General features: G+C 68.4%; 25 protein-coding genes. 14 read left to right on the top strand and 11 right to left on the bottom strand.

Features of this window, described 5'->3' with window-relative positions; all coding sequences use genetic code 11:
- Positions 1–9: 9 nt before the first annotated feature.
- Genes EV643_RS17325 through EV643_RS17335 form a run of 3 tightly spaced genes read right to left on the bottom strand, consistent with a single transcriptional unit; the run spans position 10 to position 4,056 of the window.
- Positions 10–1,980, bottom strand: coding sequence for an oxidoreductase (locus tag EV643_RS17325; RefSeq protein ID WP_133801099.1), 1,971 nt, complete (start codon positions 1,978–1,980; stop codon positions 10–12).
- Positions 1,977–2,822, bottom strand: coding sequence for an SMP-30/gluconolactonase/LRE family protein (locus EV643_RS17330; RefSeq protein ID WP_166665465.1), 846 nt, complete (start codon positions 2,820–2,822; stop codon positions 1,977–1,979). The genes EV643_RS17325 and EV643_RS17330 overlap by 4 nt, the downstream gene beginning before the upstream one ends.
- Positions 2,815–4,056: a CaiB/BaiF CoA transferase family protein gene (locus EV643_RS17335; RefSeq protein ID WP_133801101.1), complete on the bottom strand. Its 1,242-nt coding sequence runs from the start codon at positions 4,054–4,056 to the stop codon at positions 2,815–2,817. Before EV643_RS17335 ends, EV643_RS17330 begins: the two co-directional genes overlap by 8 nt.
- Positions 4,057–4,230: 174 nt before the next feature.
- Here EV643_RS17335 and EV643_RS17340 point away from each other — a divergent pair, with 174 nt between their 5' ends.
- The 4 genes from EV643_RS17340 to EV643_RS17355 are packed head-to-tail and all read left to right on the top strand — an operon-like array spanning position 4,231 to position 8,939.
- Complete coding sequence (locus EV643_RS17340; RefSeq protein WP_166665466.1) at positions 4,231–5,223, top strand: ABC transporter substrate-binding protein; 993 nt, start codon at positions 4,231–4,233, stop codon at positions 5,221–5,223.
- On the top strand, positions 5,220–6,371 hold the full coding sequence (locus EV643_RS17345; protein ID WP_133801103.1) for an ABC transporter ATP-binding protein: 1,152 nt from the start codon (positions 5,220–5,222) through the stop codon (positions 6,369–6,371). The genes EV643_RS17340 and EV643_RS17345 overlap by 4 nt, the downstream gene beginning before the upstream one ends.
- Positions 6,364–8,100: an ABC transporter permease gene (locus EV643_RS17350; RefSeq protein WP_133801104.1), complete on the top strand. Its 1,737-nt coding sequence runs from the start codon at positions 6,364–6,366 to the stop codon at positions 8,098–8,100. The genes EV643_RS17345 and EV643_RS17350 overlap by 8 nt, the downstream gene beginning before the upstream one ends.
- Positions 8,097–8,939 carry an amidohydrolase family protein gene (locus EV643_RS17355; protein ID WP_166665467.1) on the top strand — a complete coding sequence of 281 codons (843 nt, stop codon included), beginning with the start codon at positions 8,097–8,099 and terminating at the stop codon, positions 8,937–8,939. The genes EV643_RS17350 and EV643_RS17355 overlap by 4 nt, the downstream gene beginning before the upstream one ends.
- On the opposite strand, the gene EV643_RS17360 is transcribed toward EV643_RS17355, so the two are convergent.
- Both EV643_RS17360 and EV643_RS17365 read right to left on the bottom strand, forming a co-directional pair.
- Positions 8,940–10,127, bottom strand: a complete 1,188-nt coding sequence (locus EV643_RS17360; RefSeq protein ID WP_202869586.1) for a thiolase family protein — start codon at positions 10,125–10,127, stop codon at positions 8,940–8,942.
- Positions 10,124–10,867, bottom strand: coding sequence for an SDR family NAD(P)-dependent oxidoreductase (locus tag EV643_RS17365; RefSeq protein WP_133801106.1), 744 nt, complete (start codon positions 10,865–10,867; stop codon positions 10,124–10,126). Before EV643_RS17365 ends, EV643_RS17360 begins: the two co-directional genes overlap by 4 nt.
- Positions 10,868–10,951: 84 nt before the next feature.
- Here EV643_RS17365 and EV643_RS17370 point away from each other — a divergent pair, with 84 nt between their 5' ends.
- Genes EV643_RS17370 through EV643_RS17390 form a run of 5 tightly spaced genes read left to right on the top strand, consistent with a single transcriptional unit; the run spans position 10,952 to position 15,200 of the window.
- A complete protein-coding gene (locus EV643_RS17370) occupies positions 10,952–11,758 on the top strand; it encodes an amidohydrolase family protein (RefSeq protein ID WP_133801107.1) in 807 nt (268 codons plus the stop codon).
- A complete protein-coding gene (locus EV643_RS17375) occupies positions 11,758–12,897 on the top strand; it encodes an acyl-CoA dehydrogenase family protein (protein WP_133801108.1) in 1,140 nt (379 codons plus the stop codon). Before EV643_RS17370 ends, EV643_RS17375 begins: the two co-directional genes overlap by 1 nt.
- Positions 12,897–13,661: an SDR family NAD(P)-dependent oxidoreductase gene (locus EV643_RS17380; protein WP_133801109.1), complete on the top strand. Its 765-nt coding sequence runs from the start codon at positions 12,897–12,899 to the stop codon at positions 13,659–13,661. The genes EV643_RS17375 and EV643_RS17380 overlap by 1 nt, the downstream gene beginning before the upstream one ends.
- Positions 13,658–14,446 (top strand): crotonase/enoyl-CoA hydratase family protein, encoded by a 789-nt coding sequence (locus EV643_RS17385; protein ID WP_133801110.1) that lies wholly within the window; start codon positions 13,658–13,660, stop codon positions 14,444–14,446. The genes EV643_RS17380 and EV643_RS17385 overlap by 4 nt, the downstream gene beginning before the upstream one ends.
- 19 nt (positions 14,447–14,465) lie before the next feature.
- Positions 14,466–15,200 carry a FadR/GntR family transcriptional regulator gene (locus EV643_RS17390; protein ID WP_133801111.1) on the top strand — a complete coding sequence of 245 codons (735 nt, stop codon included), beginning with the start codon at positions 14,466–14,468 and terminating at the stop codon, positions 15,198–15,200.
- 8 nt (positions 15,201–15,208) lie between these two features.
- Here EV643_RS17390 and EV643_RS17395 read toward each other — a convergent pair whose 3' ends face one another.
- From EV643_RS17395 to EV643_RS17410, 4 genes are read right to left on the bottom strand one after another with little or no spacing between them, the layout of a single operon-like run.
- A complete protein-coding gene (locus EV643_RS17395) occupies positions 15,209–15,661 on the bottom strand; it encodes a MaoC family dehydratase (protein ID WP_133801112.1) in 453 nt (150 codons plus the stop codon).
- A 15-nt stretch (positions 15,662–15,676) separates the two neighbouring features.
- Positions 15,677–16,570, bottom strand: a complete 894-nt coding sequence (locus EV643_RS17400) for an HpcH/HpaI aldolase/citrate lyase family protein (protein WP_133801113.1) — start codon at positions 16,568–16,570, stop codon at positions 15,677–15,679.
- 17 nt (positions 16,571–16,587) lie between these two features.
- The gene (locus EV643_RS17405; RefSeq protein ID WP_133801114.1) at positions 16,588–17,754 is read right to left on the bottom strand and encodes an acyl-CoA dehydrogenase family protein; all 1,167 of its coding nucleotides are present in this window, start codon (positions 17,752–17,754) and stop codon (positions 16,588–16,590) included.
- 49 nt (positions 17,755–17,803) lie between these two features.
- The gene (locus EV643_RS17410) at positions 17,804–18,613 is read right to left on the bottom strand and encodes an enoyl-CoA hydratase/isomerase family protein (RefSeq protein ID WP_133801115.1); all 810 of its coding nucleotides are present in this window, start codon (positions 18,611–18,613) and stop codon (positions 17,804–17,806) included.
- 123 nt (positions 18,614–18,736) lie between these two features.
- Between EV643_RS17410 and EV643_RS17415 the strand changes: the two genes are divergently transcribed.
- Complete coding sequence (locus EV643_RS17415; protein ID WP_133801116.1) at positions 18,737–19,900, top strand: acyl-CoA dehydrogenase family protein; 1,164 nt, start codon at positions 18,737–18,739, stop codon at positions 19,898–19,900.
- A gap of 135 nt (positions 19,901–20,035) precedes the next feature.
- The gene (locus EV643_RS17420; RefSeq protein WP_133801117.1) at positions 20,036–20,758 is read left to right on the top strand and encodes a FadR/GntR family transcriptional regulator; all 723 of its coding nucleotides are present in this window, start codon (positions 20,036–20,038) and stop codon (positions 20,756–20,758) included.
- 5 nt (positions 20,759–20,763) lie between these two features.
- On the opposite strand, the gene EV643_RS17425 is transcribed toward EV643_RS17420, so the two are convergent.
- Together EV643_RS17425 and EV643_RS17430 are read right to left on the bottom strand one after the other, a co-directional pair.
- Entirely contained in the window at positions 20,764–21,936 is a 1,173-nt protein-coding gene (locus EV643_RS17425; RefSeq protein WP_202869587.1) for a pyridoxal phosphate-dependent aminotransferase, read from the bottom strand.
- 23 nt (positions 21,937–21,959) lie between these two features.
- Positions 21,960–22,724 (bottom strand): IclR family transcriptional regulator, encoded by a 765-nt coding sequence (locus tag EV643_RS17430; RefSeq protein ID WP_202869588.1) that lies wholly within the window; start codon positions 22,722–22,724, stop codon positions 21,960–21,962.
- 86 nt (positions 22,725–22,810) lie between these two features.
- On the opposite strand from EV643_RS17430, the gene EV643_RS17435 reads away from it, so the two are divergent.
- From EV643_RS17435 to EV643_RS17445, 3 genes are read left to right on the top strand one after another with little or no spacing between them, the layout of a single operon-like run.
- Complete coding sequence (locus EV643_RS17435; RefSeq protein ID WP_133801118.1) at positions 22,811–23,959, top strand: cupin domain-containing protein; 1,149 nt, start codon at positions 22,811–22,813, stop codon at positions 23,957–23,959.
- Positions 23,956–24,798 carry a fumarylacetoacetate hydrolase family protein gene (locus EV643_RS17440; protein ID WP_133801119.1) on the top strand — a complete coding sequence of 281 codons (843 nt, stop codon included), beginning with the start codon at positions 23,956–23,958 and terminating at the stop codon, positions 24,796–24,798. The genes EV643_RS17435 and EV643_RS17440 overlap by 4 nt, the downstream gene beginning before the upstream one ends.
- The gene (locus EV643_RS17445) at positions 24,795–25,499 is read left to right on the top strand and encodes a maleylpyruvate isomerase family mycothiol-dependent enzyme (protein WP_133801120.1); all 705 of its coding nucleotides are present in this window, start codon (positions 24,795–24,797) and stop codon (positions 25,497–25,499) included. Before EV643_RS17440 ends, EV643_RS17445 begins: the two co-directional genes overlap by 4 nt.
- Positions 25,500–25,864: the final 365 nt, after the last annotated feature.

The following is a 25,864-nucleotide window of genomic DNA, read 5'->3' on the forward strand; positions in this document are numbered from 1 at the left end:
GGGATCTCCCTATCGTCGGTTGGCCGTGACCAACTGCTTGGCGAGTGCGTACGCCTGCTGGGTGGCGAACACGAGCCGCCGCGGGGCGTAGGCGTCTCCCAGAACATGGATGTCCCGGAGTTCGTCGCGGAGTGCGTCGTACAACGATGACTCCGAAACACTGCCGCAGGCCAGTACGACGGAGTCGAAGTCGCCGAGCACCCGGGTCCGCCAGGAGTAGACGTTCCTGGTCAGCACGGTGTGCCGCTCGATCGCGACCACCTGCTCCATCGACCGCAACGTCACGCCCGCGGCGTCGAGGCGGCCGAGGATCGCGCCGATGCTGTACCGCCCGACCAGTGGTGCCGGCTGATTCGTGGGGTGGACGAGTGTGACCTCGTGGCCTGCCTCGGCGAGGTAGTCGGCCACAGACAGCGGCGGAACGTGGTCGTCCTCGGCAATCACCAGCACGCGGTGGCCGAGAGACACGCGACCGGCCAACACGTCCCTGCTGTCGACGACGTGCGGCGCGTCCACCCCCGGAATCGCCGGTACGCGGCTGTGGGCGCCGGTCGCGATCGCTGTGACGTCCGCTCCGAAGGCGCGCACCTGATCCGGCGTCGCGTTTGTGCTGGTCGCCAGGTCAACACCGAGCCGTTTCAGCCGACCGATCTGCCATTCCAGGTACTGGGCGAATCCCTCGTGCCGGGGGACTTGGGCGACGTACCGAAGTTGCCCGCCGAGCTCCGTCTCCGCCTCCCACAGCGTGACGTCGAGCCCGTTCTCCTTGGCGAGGGCGGCCAGCTCCAGGCCCGCGGGTCCGCCGCCGACCACGAGCAGCCGCCGCTTCGTTGCGCCTTGCAACCATGGGCCTTCGACCTCATGACTGGTACCGGGATTGACGGCGCAGGCGAACGAGAGCCCTTCCACGTACCGCCGGCTGATGCAGTCGTTGCCGCCCACGCACGGGCGGATCTCGTCGGTCCGTCCCTCCCGCGCCTTCGCGAGCAGGTCACCGTCGGCGATGTGGGCCCGGGCCATCCCGACGATGTCGGCGTAGCCCGCGGCAAGGACCGATTCGGCAACGGCGGGATCAGTGATCCTGCCCGTGTGGACCACCGGCACGGACAAGGCCCGCTTCAGCTCCCCGGCGTACGGGGCGAACGCGCCGGGCTCGAATTGGGTCGGCTGGATGTAGCTCGGGTTGCCCCATGGGCTGCCGATCACGCCGTGCACGTAGTCGACGAGTCCGGTCGATTCGAAGTACTGCGCCAGCTCGACACCGTCGCTCAGGTCGTACCCCTCGGGCAGTTCCTCGCGGAGGTTGAGCCGGATCCCGAGCGTCATCGAGGCGCCGACGGTCTCGCGGATCGCGCGCAGGCACTCGACCGCGAACCTCGCCCGGTTCTCGAGCGAGCCGCCGTACGAGTCGGTGCGCTGATTCGTGTACGGCGAGAGGAACCACTCGTGCAGATCCTCGTGGTTGAGATGCAGTTCGACCCCGTCGGCCCTTCCGAGCTGGGCAAGCCGCGCCGATTCGGCGTACTCGCGGACGAACCACGCGATCTCGGCTTCGGTCATCACGTGCGGCACCAGGTTGATCGTCGGCGCGCTCATCACGGCCGAGGGCGCATGCGGCATCCCGCCCTGGTGCACCATCTGCACGGTGACCGCCGTACCCAGGTCGTGCAGGGCATCGCAGAACTGCTGGACCCGCTCGACGAAGTAGGGCAGCCGGAAATGTCCGACGGTCGCCGCGCCGACGCCGGTCGGGTCGAAGCCGGGCACGACCTTGTTGCGGAGGTGGGTGGAGAGGCTGCCGACCCAAGCCACCCCGTCGTCTTTGCAGCGACGTTCGAAGTACGCGATGTTGCGCCGGGCCTCGTCCTCGGTGCCCCAGATGTTGCCGATGGCCGAGGCGTGCGGCGGCATCATCACGCGGTTGCGCAACCGCATCGTGCCGACCTCGATCGGGCTGAACAGGTGTGGGTAGGCGGTCATGACCGTTCTCCGAACCGACGGACGGCGACACCTGGATGGGGTGCCCGCAGCCTCAACAGCCTCCCGGCCCAGGGCTGTACGTCGTCGTCCTCTGGAAGCCGGTGGCGCGAGGTGGTGATGAACAGCTCCCGCAGGTGCTCGCCACCGAAGCAGACGCTCGTCGGATGCGACACAGGGAGGGTGACGTGTAGGTCGACGGCGCCGGACCTGTCGTACCTACGGATGGCTTCACCGCCGATGAGAGCGACCCAGAGTCCGCCGGCCGCATCTGCTGCGAGGCCGTCGGGTTGCCCGTCCGCCGGGTCGATGCGGGCGAAGATCTCGCCGTCGCTGAGTCCGGTGTCCGGGTGCCAAGCGTATCGATTGATGTGGCCGTCGGCGGTGTCCGCGACGTACAGGATGGTGCCGGACTCGTCCCAGGCGATGCCGTTGCCCGCGACCAGTTCGTCGAGCTGCTCCCGCAACGATCCGTCGGGCTCGAGCAGGTGGACGCCGGCGCACCTGTCGCCGGTGGGGGAGTAGGAGGTCACCCAGAGCCGGCCCAGCGGGTCGCACTTGCCGTCGTTGAGGCGCCGGCGACCACCGAGATCAGGCAACTCCGCGAGGATCGTCACCCCGTGCACGATCCGGTTCTCCTGCGCGAACACAAGCGATCCGTCGACAGCCGGTACGGCGAAGCTCGTGCGTTGCCCCGTCGTCAGGACGGTCCGATCTCCCGCGCGGACTATCCCGTCGAGCAGGTCGACCCGGAACAGCTCACCAGTCGACTTGTCCCAGTACGGCGCCTCGCCGAGCCGGTCCCGGGACTCCGAGACCACCTCGACGGCTGCGACCTCAGGCACCGCCGACGACTCCCCGGTCCCGGAGTGCGGCGAGTTCGTTGCCGTCGACACCAACTTCCGCGAGCACCTCGCCGGTGTGTTCGCCAACCCCGGGCACTCCGTCGTACGTCGGACCGGGGTAGTCGTGCAGGTGGAGCACCGGGCCGGGCATCATCGCCGGGCCGAGGACCGTGTTCGCGAGTTCGACCAGGGTTCGCTCGGTGAAGTGCGGGTCCTCGCTGACGTCCTTGGCGTCGTTGACCGGCGCCGAGACCACCTCGTGCGCGTCGAGGACTGCGAGCACTTCGTCCCGCCGCCGGCTCGCGACCCAGGCGATCACCAGCACCTGGAGCGCTTCGTTGTTGGCCATCCGGGCGGCGTTCGTCGCGTACCGCTCGTCGGTCTTCAGATCGGGGCGCCCCATCGCGTCGAAGAGCCGCAGGGCGATGGTCTGGTTGGACGCGGCGATCGAGAGCCAGCCACCATCGGCCGCCTGATAGATCCCCCGTGGCGACGCGGCGCCCGACGTGTTCCCCTGGCGCTGGGTGATCCGGCCGGACGAGGTGTAGTTGAGGACCGCGTCGCCGAGGATGAACATCAACGGTTCGTACAGCGCGACGTCCACTTCCGAGCCGGTGCCGCTGACCTGGCGCCGGTAGAGCGCCATCGCCGTACCGAACGCCGCGGAGATGCCCGCGATGGAGTCGGCGAAACCGAACGGGGGAGATGTCGGCGGGGTCTGCGGCCAGCCGTTGAGGAACGCGTAGCCGCTCGCGGTCTCCGCGACGGTGCCGAAGCCGGGGCGCTCGCGATAGGGCCCGGTCTGGCCGAAGCCGCTCACCCGGGTCATCACCAGGCCCGCATTGGTGTCGGACAGCGTCTTGTAGTCCATCCCCCAGGCCTCCATCCGGCCGGGGCGGAAGCTCTCGATCACCACGTCCGCGCCGCGGATCAGGCGGCGGACCAGCTCGCGGCCGTCGGCCTCCCGCAGGTCGACCCCGACCGACCGCTTGCCCGAGTTCAGCCGGGCGAAACCGATCGCCAGGCCGTTGTGGATCGGCTCCCACTGCCGGGCGAAGTCACCCTGGCGCGGATCCTCGACCTTGACCACGTCGGCGCCGAAGTCGCGCAACATCCGCCCGGCGGTGGGAGCGGCGTACATGGAGCCGAGCTCGATGACGCGCACGCCCGCGAGTGGCGCCCCGGGGGTCGGCCCTGAGTTCGGCACGGTGGTCGGTCCCTTCGCCGCGAACATAAATGATGCATATGAATAGTAACGTTCGAGGCAGATCCTGACCAGGCGTCGTGCTCATTCTTGACAAAACTAGGCTAATGATTAGCCTGCTGGAATCCGAAGAGACCAACCGCGGGAGTCGTCGTGAGGGTGCTGTCAACGGGTCGTCGCAGGTGTGTTCCAGGAGTCGTCGCGGTGGTACTCGCCGCTGTTCTGTCCGGCTGTCTCAGCTCAGGTGAAGGCGCGGCGGAGGCGGCCGCGGGGTTCGAGTCCATCTCGTCCGGGGCGACCAGCGAGGGCGCGGTCACCTGGTACGTGTCCATTCCGGAAGCGGTCGCCAAGGGTGTGGCCGACGCGTTCAGCGGCAAGTACGGCATCGGCGTCGAGATGACCGTACTGACCTCCGGCCTGCTGGCCACCCGCTACTCCTCGGAGATGAGCTCGGGCAAGTCGGCCGCGGACGTCGTCACGTTGGCCGATCCGGTCTTCTTCAAGGACGCCGTGGCCAAGCAGTGGGTCGGCGGCCTCGATCCCGCCGACGAACCGGCCCTGGAGACCTGGCCGGACACGGCCCTCCGGGAGAACTCGTACGCGCTGGTGAACATCCAGCCCATCGGGGTGACGATCGACACCAAGAAGGCCAAGGCCGCCGACTTCGGCTCGTGGGAAGGACTGCTCGCCCCATCGCTGAAGGGTCAGGTCTACCTGGTCAACCCGGCCAACGTGCCGTCCTGGCTCGCACACATGAACCTGCTGCGGAAGACGTACGGGGACGGGTTCCTCGCCAAGCTGGCGGCGCAGAGCCCCAAGCTGGTCGACAGTTCGGTGCCCGGTGTCCAGCAGGTCGCCGCCGGCTCGGGCACGTTGGTGTATCCGAGCCTGCTCTCCGTGAGCAGGCCACTGTCGGCCAAGGGAGCCAGTGTCGAGACGGTGTTCCCCTCGCCGACGACCGGTGTCGAGCAGTTCGCCGCGGTGTCGTCCGCGGCGCCCCACCCCAACGCGGCCCGGTTGTTCCTGAACTTCCTGCTGACCGAGGAGGCCCAGAAGATCCTGAACAAGGGCACCGGATCCTCACCGCTCGGCAACCTGGAGGGAACCGTTCCACTCCCGGACGGCTACGTCTCCCCAGACGTCGAGGCAGCCCTCGCGGCGAAGGCGGAGATCGTGTCCGGCCTGGGGCTCGGATGATCCGGCCAGGTCGGGTCGTGCAGGACAGCGGAACGCCATCGGCGGTGGAGACCGAGCCCGCCGACGGTATCGAGATCACCGGTCTGACCAAGCGCTTCCGGGACGACCGCGGCGTACAGGTCGTTGCCGTCGACAACGTCTCGCTGCGGGTGCCGGCGGGGGAGTTCCTGGTTCTGCTGGGGCCGAGTGGTTGTGGCAAGACGACTCTGCTGCGCTGCCTGGCCGGGTTGGAGACGCCCGACGCGGGCACGATCCGGCTGGCCGGCCGGACCGGTCAGCGCCGGCAGGTCGGCATGGTCTTCCAGAACTACGCGCTGTGGCCGCATATGACGGTCGAGGAGAACGTCGGCTACCCACTCCGCAACGCACCCCGCTCCGAGCGTCTCGGCAAGACGGAGATTCGGCAAAGAATTCAGGAGCTGCTGACGCTGACCCGGTTGGCGGGACAGGCGACCCGCAAACCGTCCCAGCTGAGTGGTGGCCAGCAGCAACGAGTCGCGCTGGCTCGGGCGATGGCCTCGGGCAGCGACGTCGTGCTCTTCGACGAGCCGCTGTCCAACATCGACGCGAAGGTCAGGGAGGCGCTCCGGCTGGAACTACGGACCATGCAGCGCCGGCTCGGGTTCACCGCGGTCTACGTGACACACGACCAGACCGAAGCACTCGAGCTCGCCGACCGGATCGCCGTGATCCGGGACGGCAGGATCGTCCAGCTCGGCCGGTCCGACGAGATCTACTCCGAACCGGCCACCCGCTACGTCGCGGACTTCGTCGGTACGTCGAACCTCCTGGCGGCGAAACGGCTACCCGTCGACGAGGCACAGTTGCCGCTCTTCGGGACCGAGCTCGGTCCGTTGGCGGTGTCCAAGGTCCAGGCCGACGGCGATGACCGATTGGTGGTCGCGAGCCGGGCGCATTCCTGGTGGATCCGCGCCGCGGAACCGGAGTCGGCGCCGAACTGCTGGCGCGGGGAAGTGGTGAGCTCGGCGTACCTGGGCTGGTACACGGAGTTCGTCGTACGGGTTGGATCGGTGTCGTTGCGGATCTGGGACGATCATGCGAGCTCGCCGCGGGATCTCCGCGAAGGGGCGGTCGCGTGGGTTGGAGTCTCGCCCGAGAACTGCGTGGTGGTGAGGGACGATGGCTGACCTCGTCGTCGGCCGACGGGTGGGGCTGCGGCCGGATCGCCGGCGTTTCGGTGGGTTGCGGGCGGCGAGCTGGCTGGTCGCGCTCATCCTCGGTTTCTTCATCGTGTTCCCGCTCGCCCAGGCGCTACTGGGACTGCTCGGCGTGACCGAGGCGACCGGCGCTGATTCGCCGTGGGAGGTGGTGACCAGCGTTGAGACGCTGCGGGCGCTGCTCAACACGGCGATCCTCGTCGTGGCGGGCGGCGCGTTCGCTGTCGTGGTGGCGGCCGGGCTGGCCTGGATCAACGAACGGACCGATGCCCGGGTCGGCTGGCTGGCCGAGATCCTGCCGCTGGTGTCCATGTTCGTGCCGTCGCTGGCGGCCGCGATCGGCTGGGTGTTCCTGCTCGATCCCGAGATCGGTCTGCTCAACGCGCTACTTCGCGAGCTCGCGGGTCTGGTCGGGGTGGAGCTGTCCCGGGGGCCACTCGATCTGTTCACCTGGTACGGCCTGATCTGGTGCTACGGCGTGTTCCTGGTGCCGTTCGCGTATCTGGCGATCGTCAATGGGCTGCGCTCGATGGACCCGGCGTTGGAGGAGGCCGCCGGACTGTCCGGCGCCGGTCCGGTGAAGACGCTGCTGACGGTGACGCTGCCGAGTCTGAAGCCCGCGCTCGGGGGCGCGGTGATGCTCGTGATCGTGATGGGGATGGCGCTGTTCTCGATCCCTGTCATCATCGGCACCCGGGCAGAGATCGACGTACTCCCGGTGTTGATCGTCGAGGACGTCACGCAGGCCTATCCCGTCGACGAAGTATCGGCCCTGTCGCGCAGCCTGATCCTGCTCGCCATCGTCCTGCTGGCCGGGCTGATCCAGCGACGCCTGGTCGGCGCCTCGAAGACGGCGGCGTTCGCGACGATCGGCGGCCGGGCCGGTCGAAGCGGTGTGGTGCGACTTGGCCGGCTTCGGTGGCCCGCGCGGCTGCTGATGGCCGGGTACGTCGCACTGGCGGCGGTGATCCCGTTCCTCGGCCTCGTCCTCGTATCCGTACAACGCTTCTGGCAGGCCGAGGTGGACTGGTCGTCGCTGAGCTTTGCGGGCTACGGGGAGATGTTCGAGCGGCAGACCCTGCGCGAAGGGCTCCGCAACAGCCTCGTGCTCGCCGCTGTATGCGCGACGGTCGTGGTGGTGTTCGCGGTCCTGGTCACGCACCTCGTGGAGGTACGCCGCGAGCGTGCGGCCCAGACGTTCGACTCGGTGCTGAAGGCTCCGGCCGCGCTGCCGCACATCGTCTTCGCCCTGGCGCTGATCGCGGCGTTCGGCGGTGCGCCGTTCGGCTGGAACGGCACCGCGCTGATCCTGGTGACGGCGTACATCGTGATGTACTTCCCGCAGGCCGCGATGTACGCGACGGCGGCGGTCCAGCAGGTCGGCAGACCGTTGACCGAGGCATCGACCGTCTCGGGGGTCGGCGACGGTACGACGCTGCGCCGGGTGCTGCTGCCGTTGATGACGCCGGCGTTGATCGCCGCGTGGGCGTTGATCTTCGTGCTGATGTCGGGCGACATCACGGCGTCGGCGATGCTGGCCAGCACCCGGACACCGGTGGTCGGTTTCGTGATGCTCGACCAGTGGAGCAGCGGCAGCTATCCGACCATCGCGGCGCTCGGTGTCACGTTGACGGTGGTGTCGACGACCGTCGTACTGTTCGCGCTCGCTGTTCGGCATCGGTTGAGGTACGACCGGTGATCGTCGATTCCCACGTACATCTGTGGCGTCTTGCGGACCGGCCGCAGCCGTGGATCAATCCGGAGACGATGGTACGGATCAATCGCGACTTCACCGTCGAGGACCTGCGATCGACGATTGACGGTCTGCCGGTCGAACGAGTGGTGCTGGTCCAGGTGCTCAACCAGGAGGACGAAACCGAGGACTACCTCAAGATCGCGGCGTCCACGCCACTTGTCGCGGGTGTCGTGGGCTGGGTCGATCTTGCCTCCTCCGACCTCGCATCGCGGCTCGACTCCTTAGGGGGAGACCTTCTCGGAATCCGGCACCAGGCCCAGGCGGAGCCGGATCCCGTGGCCTGGATCAGCCGGCCTGAGGTCACTCGCGGATTCCGGGTGCTCGGTGGGCGCGGACTCGTCGCTGAGCTGATGATGGCGGCACACCAGCTGGATGCCACCGAGCAGGTCGTCGTGCGCTGTCCCGACACGCAGTTCGTTCTCAACCATGCCGGGAAACCTCCATTGGTCCAGGGCTGGGAGTCGGAGGCGTGTCGACGGTGGGCCGCGTCGATCACGCGGTTGGCCGGGCTCGGCAACGTGGTTTGCAAGCTGTCCGGGCTCACGACGATGGCCAGGCTGGACAGCTGGGTACCCGGCGATCTCACGCCGGCGGTCGACCACTTGCTGGAGACGTTCGGCCCGTCCAGGTTGCTGTTCGGCTCCGACTGGCCGAACAGTTTGCGAGCAGCCGACTATCCACGGACGCTCGACGCCGTACTGACCAACCTGCGGCAACTGTCCGACCAGGAGCGGCACGCGATTCTGCTCGCCAACGCTGAGCGGGTCTACCGGACGTACTGATCAGCGGACGACCTCGATCAGGGTGGCGTTCGCCATGCCGCCCGCCTCGCACATCGTTTGCAGACCGTACCGGCCGCCGGTCTGCTCGAGGTGGTTGATCATCGTCGTCATGATCCGCGTCCCGGAGGCGCCGAGTGGGTGGCCCAAGGCGATCGCACCGCCGCGGGGATTGAGCAGTGCCGGGTCGACCGGGAACTCGGCCAGCCAGGCGAGTGGAACCGGGGCGAAGGCTTCGTTGACCTCGATGACGTCCAGGTCGTCCAGTGTCGTCCTGGTCCGGTCCAGCAGCTTTTGGGTGGCCGGAATGGGCCCGGTGAGCATCAGCAGCGGGTCGTCGCCGACGACCGCCGAGCCGACCACCCGCGCGCGTGGCGTCAGCGACAGACGCTCGGCGGTCTCCTCGCTCATGATCAGCAGCGCGGCCGCACCATCGGTCAACTGCGAGGAGTTGCCGGCGGTGACCTTCCACTCGACCTCGGGAAACTGGGAACGATGGAGCTCGGTGCCGAAGACCGGTTGCAAGCCGGCCAGCCGTTCGAGGGTTGTCCCCGGGCGGATGGTCTCGTCGACCGCCACCGTCCGCCCGTCCGGGAGGTCGATCGGCACGAGTTCGCCCTTGAAGCCTCCGGACGACGCGGCCTGCGCGGCGCGGGCATGGGAGTCGACGGAGAACTGGTCCAGCTGCTCCCGGGTGAAGCCCCATTTGTGGGCGACCAACTCGGCCGAAACGCCTTGGGGCGCCAGGACCGGGAACCGCTCCCGCACCCGCGGCCCGAACACGTCGGCACTCTGGCGTCCGGATCCCATCGGCACCCGGCTCATCGATTCCACCCCGGCCGCGACGACGATGTCGTAGGCGCCGGCCCGGACTCCCTGAACGGCGAAGTCGACCGCTTGCTGGCCCGATCCGCATTTCCGCTCGATGGTGGTCGCCGGGACATGGGTCGGAAATCCTGCGCCCAACCAGGCCTGGCGCCCGACGTTGGCAGACTGCTCGCCGTTCTGCCCGACGCAGCCGACGAGAACGTCATCCACCAGCGCCGGATCGACCCCGGTCCGCTCTAGCAACGCCGACAGGGTCTGAGCGAGCAGGTCGACCGGATGGACCTCCGCCAGCGCGCCGCCCGGTTTCCCCTTGCCCATCGGGCTGCGGATGGCGTCGACGATCACGGCGTTCGGCGTACTCAAGGTTGTCCTCCGTCGACGGTCAGGATGGTGCCGGTGGTGTAGGTGCTCAGGTCGCCGGCGAGGTAGAGGGCGGCGCCGGTGATCTCCGTCGGCTGCCCGCCACGGCGCAGCGCGAAGGTCTCGGCGCGCTGGGCGAACGCGTCGGCGTCCCAGTGCTTGCTCACATCGGTCATGAAGGTGCCGGCCATGATCGCGTTCACCCGCACGGTCGGTCCGTAGGCATGGGCCATCGCGATCGTCATCGTGTTGAGGGCGCTCTTGGCCGCGGCGTACGGGAGGGTGTGCGGTCTCGGCCGGACCGACGCCATGCTGCTGATGTTGATGATCGAGCCGCCGCCGGCCGCGAGCATCCGGGTGGCGGCCACGGCGGCGAGCCGGAACGGGCCCTTGAGGTTGACCGCGAAGACCTTGTCCCAGAGGGCTTCCGTGACGGTGTCGAGGGAGTCGTACAGCGGGGACATACCGGCGTTGTTCACCAGGATGTCGAGCCGTCCGAACTCAGCCAGCACGCGGTCGACCAGCGGATCCGCCTCGTCCCAGTGGCCGGCGTGGAAGGCGAGCGGCAGGGCTCGCCGGCCAGTGGATTTCTCCACCTCCAGCGCCGCGGTCTCGCAGGCGGCGAGGTTGCGGCTGGCGATCACGACGTCGGCGCCGGCCTCGGCGAAGGCCTGCACCATCGCCCGGCCGAGGCCGCGGCTGCCGCCGGTCACCAGTGCGACCCGATCGGTGAGCTCGAACATATCGCCTCCTGTCGAGCAGAGGTGGTGTGCTGCCTCTTGGCGTGAGACTATCCTAATCATAGGACTGAATTTCGGGAGGTGCTGGTGATCATCGACGTCCACTGCCATGCCTGGCCCGACGCGATCGCCCGGCGGGCGCTCGAGGGCCGGTCGACCCAGTTGCCGCGCCGAGGTGACGGCACGATCGGCGGACTCCGGGAGGCGATGGCCAAGGCCGGGGTCGATCAGGCCGTCGTCCTCGGGATCGCCGACGAGGCACGGCAGGTCGGGGGCGTCAACCGGTTCGTCGCCGCCCGGAAGGCCGAGGGGTTCCTGGGCTTCGGCACGGTGCACGCGGACCTCGACGTGGAGGAGAACCTGCGCATCCTGCGCGAGACCGGCGTCCGCGGGGTGAAGCTGCACTCGCTCTTCCAGGGGTTCGCCTACACCGATCCGCGGATGATGGAGCTGTACGAGGCGTTCGGCTCGGAGATCGCCGTCATCGCCCATGCCGGTGACGGTGGTGATGCTGTCGCGAACTCCCGGGGGACGCCGGCGATGATCCGCGAAATCGTCACCACCTTCCCGCAGCTGCGGCTGGCCGCCTGCCATTTCGGCGGATACCACCGGCTCGACGATGCGGAGCAGGAGTTGCTCGGCCTCGACGTCTACCTGGAGACGTCCTGGCCGCCCACGCTCGCCGAGGTCGATCCGGCCCGCGTTCGCCGGATCATCGACAAGCACGGCAGCGACCGGATCGTGTTCGGCTCGGACTGGCCGATGGCCGACCCGGCCGCCGAGATCCGGGCGATCGAGAACCTCGGGCTGACCGGGGCCGCGGTTGAGGGCATCCTGGGCGGCAACTTCCAGCGGTTCCTCGGCGACGACGGTGACGATGGGGCGGTCGGCTGATGTTCGACCTCGACGACGACTACGTCTCCCTCGCCGCGACGGCTCGCGAACTGGCCACTTCGCTGGAGCCGTACGCCGCTGAGGCCGACGGCATGCTCACTGTGCACCCCCAGATGCGGGCCGGCCTCCAACAGTCGGGACTCGCCGCGTTGTGCGTCCCCAGCCAGTACGGCGGTCGCAGCGACTCGATCGACCCGCTCGCCATCACCGTGGTCCGCGAGGCTCTGATGGGTGGATCGGCCCACCTGGACGGGCTGTTCGGCATGCAGGGCGTCGGAAGCTACGCCCTCGCGCGAGCCGGCTCGCCCGGTCTGTGCAAGGAATGGCTGCCCGAGGTCGCCGCGCTGGAAGCGATCGCGGCCCTCGCCCTGACCGAGCCCGAAGTCGGCTCAGACCTCAAGGCGATCACCACGACGGTCACCTCGCGTGGTTCCGATCTCGTTGTCCGGGGCAACAAGTCGTTCATCACGAACGCGGGTGCCGCGGCCTTCTACACCGTGCTGTGCAAAGAGGACGACGGCTACTCGCTGATCTTCGTCCCCGCCGCCACCGCAGGCGTCTCCGTCACGATCGGACCTCACCTGATCGCGCCGCACATCATGGGTGAGGTCAGCTTCGACGACGTGGTGGTCCCTGCGGACCACCGCATCGGTGAGCCAGGGGAGGGCTTCTCGCTGGTGCTGGCCACGCTGGCGACCTTCCGGGTTTCGGTCGCCGGCGCCGCTGTCGGTCTGGCCCAGGCCGCGCTGGACGAGGCGGTTCGTCATACCAGCGGCCGGAAGCAATTCGGCCGGCCGCTCGCCGAGACCGGCCCGATCCCGCACCTGCTCGGCCTTTCCTGGACGGAGATCGAGAGCGCGCGGGCCCTGACCTATCGGGCCGCCCATCGGGCCGGACGGGACCCGCTCGCGAACCTGGACCTGTCGTCGATGGCCAAGGTCGCCGCGACCGAGACCGCAGGACGAGTGGTGGACCGGTCCGTACAGGTGATGGGCCGTTTCGGGTTGGTGACCGGGTCGAAGATCGAGCGGCTCTACCGCAACGCCCGGCCGATGCGCATCTACGAAGGCGGGAACGAGGTGCTGACCGGCCAGCTGTCCCGCCGGTTGGTCCGGCAGCTGACAGGAGGGCAGCACTGATGCTGATCGACAACGTGACCGCCCTCGTCACCGGCGGTGCGTCCGGGCTCGGCCGCGCGACGGCGAAAGGGCTGGCCGACGCCGGCGCCAAGGTCGTGCTCGTCGACCTGCCGACATCACCAGGTGAGCTGGTCGCCAAGGAACTCGGCGACGATGTCGTGTTCGCGGCCGCCGACGTGACCGATCCGGTCGCGATGGAGGCAGCCCTGGACCAGGCTGAGGCCCTCGGCCCGCTCCGGATTCTCGTGCACTGCGCGGGTAAGGGCGTTCGGACCAGGGTGGTGGACAAGGACGGCTCGCCGGGATCGCTCGAGATCTTCCAAGAGGTCGTGCACCTCAACCTGGTCGGCACGTTCAACGTACTGCGCCTGGCCGCGGCCAGGATGGCCCGCAACGACGTGATCGACGGCGAGCGCGGGGTCGCAGTACTGACCTCGTCCATCGCCGCGTGGGAAGGGCAGATCGGCCAGATCCCCTACGCCAGCGCGAAGGCAGGTATCGCCGGGATGACACTGGTCGCGGCGCGGGATCTGGCCGGCAAGCTGATCCGGGTCTGCACGATCGCGCCGGGCGTGTTCGACACCCCGATCCTGGACCGGATCAACCCGGAGGTGAAGGCCGAGCTGGAGGCGGCGGTCCCGCATCCTCGGCGGCTCGGCCGGCCGGCGGAGTTCGCGCACCTGGTCGGCTCGATCGTGGCGAACCCGTATCTGAACGGCGAGGTCATCCGGCTGGACGGCGCGATCAGGATGCCGCCGCGATGACCGCCGATCCGGTCGTCGTCGAGGTGGGTGACGTCCTGACCGAGACCCTCGACCGCGTCCTGGTGATCACCATCAATCGGCCGTCGGTGCGAAACGCCGTCAACACTTCCGTTGCCCACGGCATCGGTTCCGCCTTGGACCGGTTGGACGCCGACGAGTCGCTCAGCGCCGGCGTACTGGCGGGTGCCGGTCCGAGCTTCTGCGCGGGGATGGACCTGAAGGCGTTCCTGGCGGGCGAGCGACCAACCGTTCCGGGGCGAGGCTTCGCCGGACTTGTCGAGCGTTCCTCGGACAAACCACTGATCGCTGCCGTCGACGGTGCCGCGGTGGCAGGCGGCTTCGAGATCGTGCTCGCGTGCGACCTGGTGGTTGCGTCTCGGGCCGCGTCGTTCGGCCTGCCGGAGGTGAAGCGCGGACTGGTCGCCGCCGGTGGTGGGCTGCTCCGCTTGCCGCAACGAATTCCTTACCAGCTTGCGATGGAGCTCGCTCTGACCGGCGACCGCATCGACGCCGTACGGGGCGCTGAGCTGGGCCTGGTCAACCGGCTGACCGAGCCGGGGCAGGCACGGCAGGTGGCGGTCGAGCTGGCCGCGAGTATCAGCAGGAACGGGCCGCTCGCGCTGCGTGCGACCAAGCAGATCCTGCGACAGGCACGGGACTGGCCGACGGACGAGTTCTTCGGGCGCCAGGCCGCGTTGACCGAGCCGGTGCGGTCCTCGGCCGACGCGAAGGAAGGGGCGAGAGCCTTCAAGGAACGGCGCGACCCGGTCTGGTCGGGTCGATGACGGCGACGAGGAGACCACGATGGCGGTAACTCCCAGGCCCCAGAAGACGGCGTTGCTGCTGGCCCAGCGGATCGTCCGGGACATCCATCGGCGCGGGTTGGCGCCAGGTGAGAAGCTGCCGCCCGAGCGGCTGATGATGGCCGAGTACGAGGCCGGCCGCGGGACGTTGCGGGAATCCCTTCGCTTCCTGGAACTGCAGGGTGTGCTGTCGTTCAAGCCTGGTCCCGGTGGTGGACCGGTGGTGGAGAAGCCCGGTGCGGACACGCTCGCCGCGACGTTGGCGTTGCTGCTCGAGTTCGAGAACGCGCGGTACCGGTCGATCGCCGAGGCGCGGGTCGCGTTCGAGCCGGTGATGGCCCGGCTGGCCGCCGAACGGATCACAGCCGACCGGCTCGCCGTACTGGAGCAGAGCCTGGACGAGATGGAGGCCGGGATCGAGGATGACGAGGTCTACCTGGACACGAACGAGCGCTTCCACGACACGATCGCGTGGGCCAGTGACAACCCGTTGTTCGGCCTGCTCGTCGACGTGATGGTGGGCAGCATGGATCTCAGCGGCGCGGCGCACGGGATCCAATACCCGGTACGTCGCCGGCTCGCGGTGCTCAAGGCCCATCGCAGCATCTACGACGCGATCCAGGCGCGCGACGGCGAGCTGGCCGAGTCGGCGATGCGCGACCACATCGGCGAGTACCTCACCTACGTCAACAAGAAGTTCCCGGCCAGCATGGAACGGCTGATCAGCTGGCAGTGAGGCCGTTGTCAGGCAGGTCTCTTGAGCATCAGGCCGGCCCGGTGCGCGAGGTGCACGATCTCGCCGCGCTGGTTGATCCCGCGATGCTCGAAGAACACGATGCCGGAGTCCGTCCGGCTCTTCGACTCGCGCTTTTCCAGGATGGTCGACTCGGCCCGCAGCGTGTCGCCGTGGAAGACCGGCTTAGGGAAGTCGAACTTGGTGTAGCCGAGATTGCCCAGCGTCGTCCCGAGCGTGAGGTCGTGCACGATCATCCCGCCGATCAGGCCGGCGGTGTAGAGACTCGGCACCAGCCTCTGGCCGTGGATCGTGGTCTTCATGTAGTGCTCGTCCAGGTGGATCGGGGCCGGGTTCATCGTGATCGACGTGTAGAGGATCGTGTCGGTCTCGGTGACCGTGCGGGACCACTCGTGCCGGTATTCCTTGCCGATCACGAAGTCCTCGAAGTACAAGCCTGCCATGGTTGGTCCGCTCCTCTAGATGCCGCCGTTGAGCTCGGCGAGCCGGTCGACCCGGGCGAGCCACTCCGCCGCCTTGTCGGCGTGCGCCTTGTCGACATGGATGTCGCCGTACATGACGGCGCCGTCACCCCGGGCCTCGGCTTCGGAGTACGTCGCCTGCAGGCCGTGGTAGAACTCGATCGTCTCCCGGTCGGGGGTGTAGACCTCGTTGACGACCGGGACGTGGGTGGGGTGCAGCACCACCTGACCGCGGAACCCCATCTTCCGGCCCTGGGTGGCGAACTCGCGCAGCCCGTCGAGATCGCGGATCCGCTCCCACAACGCGGTCAGCGGATGCCGGTCCGCGGCCCGGGTGGCCAGCAGGATCCGGGTCCGATGGTGCAGCGATTCGAGGCCCTCGGGTGACCACTCGTAGCCGACGGCCTTGGCGATGTCGGCGTGCTCGGCGGTCGGGCCGATCATCGCGCCGACCCGGGGCGAGGCGGCGGCGATCTCCTCGCAGTGCTGGATGCCCTGGATCGTCTCGACCGGAATGATGTACTCCAGCCCGGTCACCTCGGCCCGCGCCTCGAAGTGATCCAGCAGGGTGTCGTACCGGATCACGTCGGTGGCTTCGTCGACCTTGGGTGCGAAGATCCCGGTCAGGCCAGGGACGACCGTGGCTTCCAGGTCGAGCCCGGTCAGCCGGGTGGCCAGCGAGTTGGTCCGGACGAACAGCCCCATGCTCGGATGGCTCCGCGCCAGCTCGGCGACTCCGTCGGCGACCTCCTTGCGGGCGGACGCCTTGAGGTGTTCGGGCACCGAGTCCTCGAGATCGAAGCAGACGGCGTCGGCGCCGGACTCCGCGGCCTTGTCGTACCACGAGGTCTTGTGCGCGGGGACGAACAGGACGGTGCGATAGGGCTTCATGGTGAGGCTGCTCCGGATCAGTAGCTGCGGGGGAGACCGAGGACGTGCTCGCTGATGTAGTTGAGGACCATCTCCTGGCTGATCGGCGCGATCCGCTTCAGCCGCGCCTCGCGGAAGTACCGCTCGACGTGGAACTCCTTGCCGTAGCCGTAGCCGCCGTGCACCTGGACAGCGACGTCGGCGGCCTTGAACGCGGCGTCGGCGCTGAGGAACTTGCCCATGTTCGCCTCCCGGCCGCAGGGCAGACCGTTGTCGAGCAGCCAGGCCGCCTTGTTCACCATCAGCTCGGCGGCGTCGAGACGCATCAGCGCTTCGGCGATCGGGAACGCGACACCCTGGTTCTGGCCGATCTTGCGGCCGAACACCTCGCGCTCGTTCGCGTACGCCGTGGCCCGGCGGATGGCGGCCCGGCCGATCCCGAGGGCGGCGTTGGAGGCGATGATGCGCTCTGCGTTGAGCCCGGCCAGGATCGCCTTGAAGCCCTTGCCCACCTCGCCGACCACGTCCTCGTCGGCGACGAAGAGGTTGTCGATGAACAGCTCGTTGGTGTTGACCGCGTTCCGGCCCAGCTTCGGGATCTCCCGGATCTGCACGTGGTCGGGGTCCATCTCGGCGAACAGCAGGGTCATCCCGTCCGTCTTCTTGGTGACCTCCGACCGCTTCGTCGTACGGCACAACAGCAGCATCCGCTCGGCCTGCTGGGCCTTGGTGATCCAGACCTTCTTGCCGCTGACCCGGAAGCCGCCCGGCACCTTGGTGGCGAACGTGGTGATCCCGGTGGTGTCCGTGCCGGCGTCCGGTTCGGTGACCGCGAAGCAGATGTGCAGGTCGCCGGTCGGGACGCGGGGGAGGAACCGCTGCTTCAGGTCGTCGGTGCCGTGCCGGATGATCGGGTCGAAACCGAAGATCCCGATGTGCACGGCGCTACACGCGTTCATCCCACCGCCGGACGCGGAGATCTCCTGCTCCACGATCGCCGCCTCGGTCACCCCCAGGCCCCCACCGCCGTACGCCTCGGGGATGGTGATGCCCAGCCAGCCGGCCTTGGCGACGGCGTTGTAGAACTCCCACGGGAATTCCTTGGCGACGTCGCGCTCCATCCAGTACTGGTCGTCGAACGGCTCCATCATCTCCCGGACCGCGGACCGGATGTCCTCGTGCAGAGGGTTGGCGCTGAAGTCCACGTGCTCACTCCCGTTTCTGTGATTCGCTGCGGCCGGCGGTGGTCGCCGGTCAGGGTCCGAAGTCCCCGTCGTCGGCGAACTCCCCGTCGTCAAGGGCGAACTTCGGCGGTCGCTTGGCCAGGAAGGCGTTCGCGCCCTCGCGCATGTCGTCGCTGCCGATCGCCTGGACGAGCATGCCGACGCCGTTCGCGAACGAGTCCCGCGCCGCGTTCCACCAGATGTTCGAGCTCACCTTGGTGATCTCCAGGTACCGCGGACTGAGGTTCGCGAGTTCGCGGCACCACGCCATCACCTCGTCGTCCAGCCGGTCGTCCGGGACGACCCGGTTCACCAGGCCGATCCGCTCGGCCGCGGCCGCGTCGTACCGGCGGCACAGCATCGCCAGCTCCTTGGCGCGTTTCTCGCCGATCTGGACGCCCATCACGTTGGTCGCGCCGGTGACGGGTGCGGAGCCGACTCGCGGCCCGGTCTGCCCGAACGTCGCCGAGGCCGCCGCGACGGCGAGATCGCAGGCGACCACGAGTTCGTTGCCGCCGCCGGCCGCCGCCCCGTTCACAGCGGCGATGACCGGGCGCGGACAGGACCTGACCGCGTCGAACATCCGGAGCGAGGCGCGATACAGATGACGCATGCCGCGGGTGGTCGGCGTACTCATCCCGGCCAGCATGCCGCCGGCGCAGAACGCGCCCGGGGCGCCGGTGATGACCACCGACCGGACGTCGTTGCAGGAGTCCAGCGCCTCCGCGACCGCAGCCGCCATGTGCTCGTCATAGGCGTTGCGGGCGCTGGGGTTGTCGAGCGTGATCCACCGCGATTCCTCGCGGTCGCGGACCTGGACCCGATCGGTGGAAGTGGACACATTCAGATGCTAATAATATGCATCAATAGCGTCAAGGGTCAGCACCCCTGGCAGTGGAACGCGTTGACACCCTCTGTCCGATAAACCATGCTAATCATTAGGCAACTATGCGAAGGAGCTTCCATGCCGGGCCTTGACCTCTCCGACGACCAGCTCGAGCTCCGCACGCTGGCGCACAAGGTGGCGCACGACCTGTTCGAACACCGGGCCCTGGAGTGGGACGAAGGGCGGGTCCCGTTTCCGCTCGACGATCGCCGCCGGCTCGGTGAGCTCGGCTTCCTCGGCATCGCCCTGCCGGAGCAGTACGGCGGTGGTGGTGCGCCCATCCTCGACGCGCTGATCGTGATCGAGGAACTGGCGAAGGTCTGCCGGCCGGCAGGTTTCCAGGTGTTCGAGGCGAACACCGGTCCGGCCCAGGTGGTCGCCCAGCTCGGGACGGAGCGGCAGAAGGCGAAGTACCTCCCCGCGATCATCCGCGGCGACTCGTCGATGGCGGTCGCGATCTCGGAACCGGATGCCGGGTCCGCCGCGACGGACATGACCACCAAGGCGGTTCGCGAGGGTGAGCACTTCCGGGTCAACGGGATGAAGCGCTGGGTCTCCAACGCGGGGCACGCGGATCTGTACCTGCTCTATGTCCGGCTCACCGACGAACCGGGTGCCCGGGGGATCGGCGCGTTGATCGTCGAGAAGGACTTCGACGGCGTGTCCTTCGGGGCGCCGGAGAAGCTGATGGGGTTCCGCGGCATCCCGTCCCGCGACATCTATTTCGACGATGTGATGGTGCCGGCCGAGAACCTGCTGGTCGACGCCGGCGGGTTTCGCAAGCTGTTCAACGCGTTCTCGATCGAGCGGCTCGGCAACTCCACCGTCAGCCTGTCGATCGCGCAGGCCGCGGTGGATCGGACGATCGACTACATCACCACCCGGGAGCAGTTCGGCAAACCGCTGATCGAGTTCCAGGCGGTGCAGACCGAGCTCGCGGACATGGTCGTCGAGGTCGAGGCGGCCCGCCTGCTCGTGTACCGGGCCGCGATCGAGGCCGGCCACGGTCTGCCCGATCCGCTCCAGGTGTCGATCGCGAAGCGGGCGGCGAACGAGGCGGGCAAAAGCGCCTCGGACAAGGCGATCGGCTTGCACGGCGGAAACGGGTACAGCGAGGAATACGGCATCGAACGGCTGCATCGGGACGCGCACGGATGGGCGATCGCGGGCGGCACGCCGACGATGCAGAAGGTCCGGATCGTCTCGGAGCTGCTCGGCCGCAAGTTCGACCAGCGCGCATGAACACATCGCCCCGGACCAGGTTCACCGAGGTGCACGGCACGCCTGGCGACCAGTGGCCACAATGATGACTACTATGCGACTGTCCAGGTCATCGGTGGGTGACCGGCATCATCGTGGTGGTCGAGGAGGCATCAAGTGGCGCAGCGTACCGAGAAGATCGCGGAATCCGTCGCGCGCCAGATTCTGCGGGACATCAAGGACAAGCGGCTTCCGGCCGGCGCGACCCTGCCGCCGGAGGGCGCGATGCTCGAGCGCTTCGGTATCGGGCGGGGCTCCCTGCGCGAGGCGCTGCGCATCCTGGAGGTCAACGGGCTGGTCACGCTGAAGCCCGGGCCGGGCGGCGGGCCGGTCGTCGCCGCTCACGACCCACGGAACTTCGGCCAGATGACGACCCTGCACCTGCAGTCCATCGGCGCGAACTACCGCCAGCTGCTCGACGCCCGGGTGGAGTACGAGGTCATCCTGGCCCGCAAGGCCGCCGAGCAGGAAGGCGACCTGGCCGGCCAGACCGTCCGCGAGGCGATGGACGCGGAAGGGCACCAGTCGACCGAGGACCAGCAGTACGCCCAGGCCACCAGCGGCTTCCACCAGGCGGTCGGCCTGGCGTCTGGCAACCCGGTGATCGCGCTGGCCGCTGAATCGATCTACGCGATCTGGTCGGTCCGGGTCACGGCCGTGCTCTATCCGCCACAGGAGCGGCAGCAGGTCTCGGTCCAGCACGAGCAGATCACCCGCGCCATCGAGAAACATGACGCGAAGCGGGCCGAACGCCTGATGCGCGAACACATGCGCGCGTACCAGGACTTCTGCGAGCTCCGCTACCCGGCCCGGATGGACGACATCGTCGACTGGAAGTAACCCCCTCAGCTGTCGGGCAGCTCGCTGACGAGTTTTTCGAAGGCCGACAGGGCGGCTCGGATGTTGTCGACGGAGTTGGCGTAGGAGAAGCGGAGGTAGCCCTCGCCGTGGGAGCCGAACGCGGTGCCTGGGAGGCAGGCCACGCCGGCACGTTCCAGCAGGAGGTCGGCCAAGGCCGCGGAGGAGAGGCCGAGGTCGCTCACGTTGGGGAAGGCGTAGAAGGCTCCGCCGGGCTGGATGCAGGAGACGCCTGGGATGGCGTCGAGGCCGGAGACGATCACGTCGCGTCGTTCGGTGAAGGCCGCGGCCATCCGGTCAATCTCGTCCCACGGTCCCTCCAGTGCCGCGATCGCGGCGTACTGGCTGAAGGCCGACGTACAGGAGACCGAGTTGATCACCAGTCGGTTGATCGGCTCGACCAGGGCTGGTGGGAAGACCCCGAAGCCCAGTCGCCAGCCGGTCATCGCGAACGTCTTCGACCAGCCGTCGAGGAGAACGGTCCGGTCCGCCATACCGTCGAGGTCGAGGACGCTGTGGTGGGTGCCGCCGTACTGGAGGGCCCAGTAGACCTCGTCGGTGAGCACCACCAGGTCGTGCTCGATGGCGATGCGGGCGATCGCTTCGAGTTGTTCCGGCTTCGAGACGCCGCCGCACGGGTTGTGCGGGGAGTTGAGGATCAGCAGCTTGGTGCGGTCGGTGACGAGCGACGCCAGTTCGGCCGGATCGATGGCGAAGCCGTTCTCCTCGCGCAGCGGTACCGGGACCGGGGTGGCACCGGCGAACGCGGCGATGGAGGCGTACATCGGGAAGCCGGGGTCCGGGTACAGCACCTCGTCGCCCTCTTCGCACAACGCCATGATCGTGAAGAACATGATCGGTTTGGCGCCGGGTGTCACCACGACCCGGTCGGGCGTCGTACTCATCCGGTCGGTGCGCTCGAGGAAGTCGGCCACCGCGGTGCGCAGCTCCGGAATGCCTGGAGCCGGTACGTAATGGGTGTGTCCCTTGTCCAGGGCGGCCTGGGCAGCGGCGACGATGTGCGCCGGCGTGCCGAAGTCGGGCTCGCCGATCTCCAGGTGCACGATCTCGCGACCGCTGCGCTCCAGCGCCTTGGCCTTGGCCAGCACCTCGAACGCCGACTCGGTGCCGAGGCGGTCCATCCGACTGGCAAGTCTCACGACTGTTCCTCTCCTGGTTGTGGTCACGGCCGGGGCCGGCTCAGGTCCAGCTCCACTCGCTGGACCGCGTCGCGGATCGCGGTGGCCATTTCGGGCATCCGGGCCCTGGTCAACCGCAGGGACGGGGCCGAGATCGTCATGGCGGCTACTGCTGCTCCGTCCGGCGTACGCACACAGACGCCGACCGCCGACAGGCCGCGCTCGGTCTCGCCGACGTTCGTGCCGTATCCCCGTCGGCGCACGGCGGCGAGGGTCCGGATCAGGGCCGAGGGCGCCGGGGCAAGCGGGTCGTCGGCGTACAGCTGGTCGAGCTGTTTGCGATCGAGTTCGGCCAGCAGTGCCTTGCCGCCGGAGGTCAGGTAGGCCGGCAAGGTGACGCCGACCCGGCCGCCGACCCGCAGCGCCTGCGACCCCTCCACGCTGTCGACAAAACGCACCGCCGATCCGTCCCGGACCAACAGGTGAGTGGTCTCCTGCACCTGCTCGCTCAGCTTGGTGAGATGCGGACGAGCGACCGAGCGAAGCCACCGGGCGTCGGCCGCGGGGCTGGACGATGCGAGGAAGGCCGGCCCCGGCACATACCGGCGCCGCTCATCCTGTACTGCGAAGCCTCGGCCGACCATGGTGCTCAACAGCCGGTGCACGGTGGACCGGGCCACCCCGAGCTCGGCGGCCGCGTCGGACAACCGCACCGACCCTTCGGACTGCAACATCAGCAGCAGGCGCAGTGCGTTGTCCACCGACTCGACTGTGTAGTCGCCGTTCCGCATCGAGTCGCTGGCCCGCACAGAGGAATCCTACTCTTCTGGACCCCAAAGTTCTGCACTCCAGAACACGACTGTTCTACCGACCGGATTCGGCGGAAGATCCCGGTATGACTGAGCTGATCGGGAACCCTGTTCAACTGAAGGCGGTCGCGGGGCCTGGGCAGCCGAAGCCGAGTCCGGCGCTCGAGGAGCTCTACCGGGGATTCGAGCAGGCGCTGCTGGTTCCGTTGTGGACCGAGATCGGCGACCTGATGCCGTTCCACCCGCAGTCCAAGGCGGCACCGCATCTGTGGCGGTGGAACGAACTGCTTCCGCTGGCCGAGCGGTCGGGACAGCTCGTCCCGGTCGGCCGTGGCGGTGAACGGCGGGCGATCGCGCTCGCCAATCCGAGTCTGGGCGGCCGGCCGTTCGCGACTCCGACGCTGTGGGCCGCGATCCAGTACCTGATGCCCGGCGAGGACGCGCCCGAGCACCGGCATACCCAGAACGCGTTCCGCTTCGTCGTCGAGGGCGAGGGTGTGTGGACCGTGGTCGGCCGCGACCCGGTGGCGATGCGTCGCGGCGACTTCCTGCCGCAAGCGGGCTGGAACTGGCACGCACACCACAACGCGACCGACCAGCCGATGGCCTGGATCGACGGGCTCGACATCCCGTTCCAGTACGGCACCGAGGCACAGTTCTTCGAGTTCGGCCGGGAGGAAATCGGCGAGGCCGAGCGCATCACTCCCGATCGGTCCCGAGCCGAGCGGTTGTGGGGGCATCCCGGCGTTCGTCCGCTGGGCGTCGAGGCGGCGGGAGCCGGCAGTCCGCTGCTCGCGTACCGCTGGGAGCACACCGATCGGGCACTCACCGACCAGCTGGAACTTGAGGCGGAGGGCTTCCGGGGTGTGGTCGAGCCGGGGCATGCGGCGATCCGCTTCACGAACCCGGTGACCGGCGCCGATGTGTTGCCGACCATCCGGGCCGAATTCCACCGGATCCGCTCCGGCGCCGAGACCGCTCCGCGTCAGGAGACGGGTTCGTCGGTCTACCAGGTGTTCGACGGCTCGGGCACAGTCACGGTCGGCACTGACCAGTGGACAGTCACCCGCGGCGACCTGTTCGTGGTGCCGTCGTGGGCGCCGTTCTCGGTCCGGTCCGAGGCGGGCAGCAGCGACTCGGACTCGGGTGCGCTGGACCTGTTCCGGTTCTCCGACGCCCCCGTGTTCGAGGCTCTGCGGCTCGACCGGGTCCAGGTCGAGGGAGGAAACCGATGAAACTCGCCACCATCCGTACCGCGGTCGGCACCCGCGCCGTCAAGGTCGACGGTGACCGACTGGTCGATCTGGGCGCCAGTGACGTCGGCGCATTCCTTGCCTTGGGCAATTGGCAGGAGCTGGCCGGATCAGTCGACGGTCCGACGTACGACGCGGCTACCGCCGACTTCGCGCCGCTCGTGCCGCAACCGTCGAAGGTGGTCTGCGTCGGCCTGAACTACCGCAACCACATCCAGGAGATGGGTCGCGAGCTGCCGCGGTACCCGACCTTGTTCTCGAAGTTCGCCGACACCCTGGTGGGCGCCTACGACGACATCGTGCGTCCTGGCGAGACCGACGAGTTCGACTGGGAGGTGGAACTGGCGGTCGTGGTCGGACGGCAGGTCCGTCGCGCCACGACGGACCAGGCCGAGGCCGCGATCGCCGGGTTCACCGTGTTCAACGACATCACCTGTCGCGACTGGCAGTTCCGTACCCGCGAATGGTTGCAGGGCAAGAACTGGGACTCCACCACCCCGGTCGGCCCGTATCTGGTCACCCCGGACGAGCTCCCCGGCGGCGTCCGGCCCGAGGTCGGCGTACGGCTGCTCGTGGACGGCAAGGTCATGCAGGAGGACACCACGGCCGACCTGTTGTTCGACCCCGTCGCCCTGGTGGAGTATGTGTCGACGATGGTCCGGCTCAACCCTGGCGACCTCATCGCCACCGGTACTCCCGGTGGAGTCGGTCACGCTCGCAAGCCCCCGCAGTACCTGGTCGGCGGCGAGACCGTGGTCACCGAGATCGACGGTGTGGGCCGGCTCGAGAACCGCGTGGTCAAGGAGGGCGTGACTGTATGACCTTGGTGGACTCCCGGCGCTGGCTGGAGGCCGGCACGAAGCTCCTCGATGAGACCATCGGTGGGTTGACAGAGCCGGAGTACGACGGGCCGAGCCTGTTGCCTGGCTGGACCTGCAAGCACCTCCTCGCCCACCTCAGCGCGAACGCCGTTGCCCTGGGCAACCTCGTGCACTGGGCCGCCACCGGCGAGCGCACGCTGATGTACGCCTCACCCGAACAGCGCGCAGCCGACATCGAAACTGGCAGCCGACTGTCGGCCGCCGAGCTGTACGACTGGTACGGCCGCTCAGCGGCGACCCTCACGGCGGCGATGGATCAACTCACCGACGAGCAGTGGCACACCGAGGTGCTCACCGCCCAGGGCCGACCGGTCCCGGCCACGACGATCCCGTGGCTCCGGGCCCGCGAGGTGATGATCCATGCCGTCGACCTCGGCACCGGGGTGACTTTCGACGATCTGCCCGACGACTTCCTCATCGCACTCTGCGACGACATCACCGCCAAGCGGACCGCGGCCGGCGACGGCCCGGCGCTCGTAGTACAGGCCGGTGACAACAGTTGGACGGTGGCCGGTCAGGGCGATCCGACGACAGTGACCGGCCCGCTGGCCGGAGTCGCGGCGTACCTCGCCGGCCGTGGTTCCGAGCAGCTCAGTACGACCGCGGGAGCAGCGGTCCCGGCCCTACCCGCCTGGCTCTGACCGAAGTCATCCAAGGCCGGCCACCTCCGTCCCGGGCCTGCGCCACGCGGTTCGGTAGAAAATTTACATAGATCCGGAGAATCCTGGGTAGGAATGACCACGCGCCCTGGTTCTCCGGTTGTCTCCGCCCCTCACCTGACCGGAGTCCCCGACGTTATGGGGTGCGCACACAGAAGGTGAGGCTCTTGACGTCCTCCCCGTCGTCAGGGACGGGGATTCCAACGACTACGTGGAGGTAGCGTGTTGAGGTTCACGCTTCGGCGAGACCGGTGGCGGCGTCTCTCGGCGTGCGCTGACGGCCCGTCCGGCCGCGATGTTGACTGCCGCGTTCACGTCCGCGTTCGCCTGGTGTCCGCAGGCTGCGC

Origin of the sequence: Kribbella caucasensis (assembly GCF_004361855.1) — a bacterium.
GTDB lineage: Bacteria > Actinomycetota > Actinomycetes > Propionibacteriales > Kribbellaceae > Kribbella > Kribbella caucasensis.

What these genes read in the sequence shown, in the direction of transcription:
- EV643_RS17395 (WP_133801112.1), bottom strand. Translation starts at nt 15,661, where the DNA reads ATGGCAGGCTTGTACTTCGAGGACTTCGTGATCGGCAAGGAATACCGG.
- EV643_RS17435 (WP_133801118.1), top strand. Translation starts at nt 22,811, where the DNA reads ATGACTGAGCTGATCGGGAACCCTGTTCAACTGAAGGCGGTCGCGGGG.
- EV643_RS17445 (WP_133801120.1), top strand. Translation starts at nt 24,795, where the DNA reads ATGACCTTGGTGGACTCCCGGCGCTGGCTGGAGGCCGGCACGAAGCTC.
- EV643_RS17390 (WP_133801111.1), top strand. Translation starts at nt 14,466, where the DNA reads ATGGCGGTAACTCCCAGGCCCCAGAAGACGGCGTTGCTGCTGGCCCAG.
- EV643_RS17380 (WP_133801109.1), top strand. Translation starts at nt 12,897, where the DNA reads ATGCTGATCGACAACGTGACCGCCCTCGTCACCGGCGGTGCGTCCGGG.
- EV643_RS17385 (WP_133801110.1), top strand. Translation starts at nt 13,658, where the DNA reads ATGACCGCCGATCCGGTCGTCGTCGAGGTGGGTGACGTCCTGACCGAG.
- EV643_RS17350 (WP_133801104.1), top strand. Translation starts at nt 6,364, where the DNA reads ATGGCTGACCTCGTCGTCGGCCGACGGGTGGGGCTGCGGCCGGATCGC.
- EV643_RS17400 (WP_133801113.1), bottom strand. Translation starts at nt 16,570, where the DNA reads ATGAAGCCCTATCGCACCGTCCTGTTCGTCCCCGCGCACAAGACCTCG.
- EV643_RS17375 (WP_133801108.1), top strand. Translation starts at nt 11,758, where the DNA reads ATGTTCGACCTCGACGACGACTACGTCTCCCTCGCCGCGACGGCTCGC.
- EV643_RS17440 (WP_133801119.1), top strand. Translation starts at nt 23,956, where the DNA reads ATGAAACTCGCCACCATCCGTACCGCGGTCGGCACCCGCGCCGTCAAG.
- EV643_RS17345 (WP_133801103.1), top strand. Translation starts at nt 5,220, where the DNA reads ATGATCCGGCCAGGTCGGGTCGTGCAGGACAGCGGAACGCCATCGGCG.
- EV643_RS17335 (WP_133801101.1), bottom strand. Translation starts at nt 4,056, where the DNA reads ATGTTCGCGGCGAAGGGACCGACCACCGTGCCGAACTCAGGGCCGACC.
- EV643_RS17325 (WP_133801099.1), bottom strand. Translation starts at nt 1,980, where the DNA reads ATGACCGCCTACCCACACCTGTTCAGCCCGATCGAGGTCGGCACGATG.
- EV643_RS17365 (WP_133801106.1), bottom strand. Translation starts at nt 10,867, where the DNA reads ATGTTCGAGCTCACCGATCGGGTCGCACTGGTGACCGGCGGCAGCCGC.
- EV643_RS17415 (WP_133801116.1), top strand. Translation starts at nt 18,737, where the DNA reads ATGCCGGGCCTTGACCTCTCCGACGACCAGCTCGAGCTCCGCACGCTG.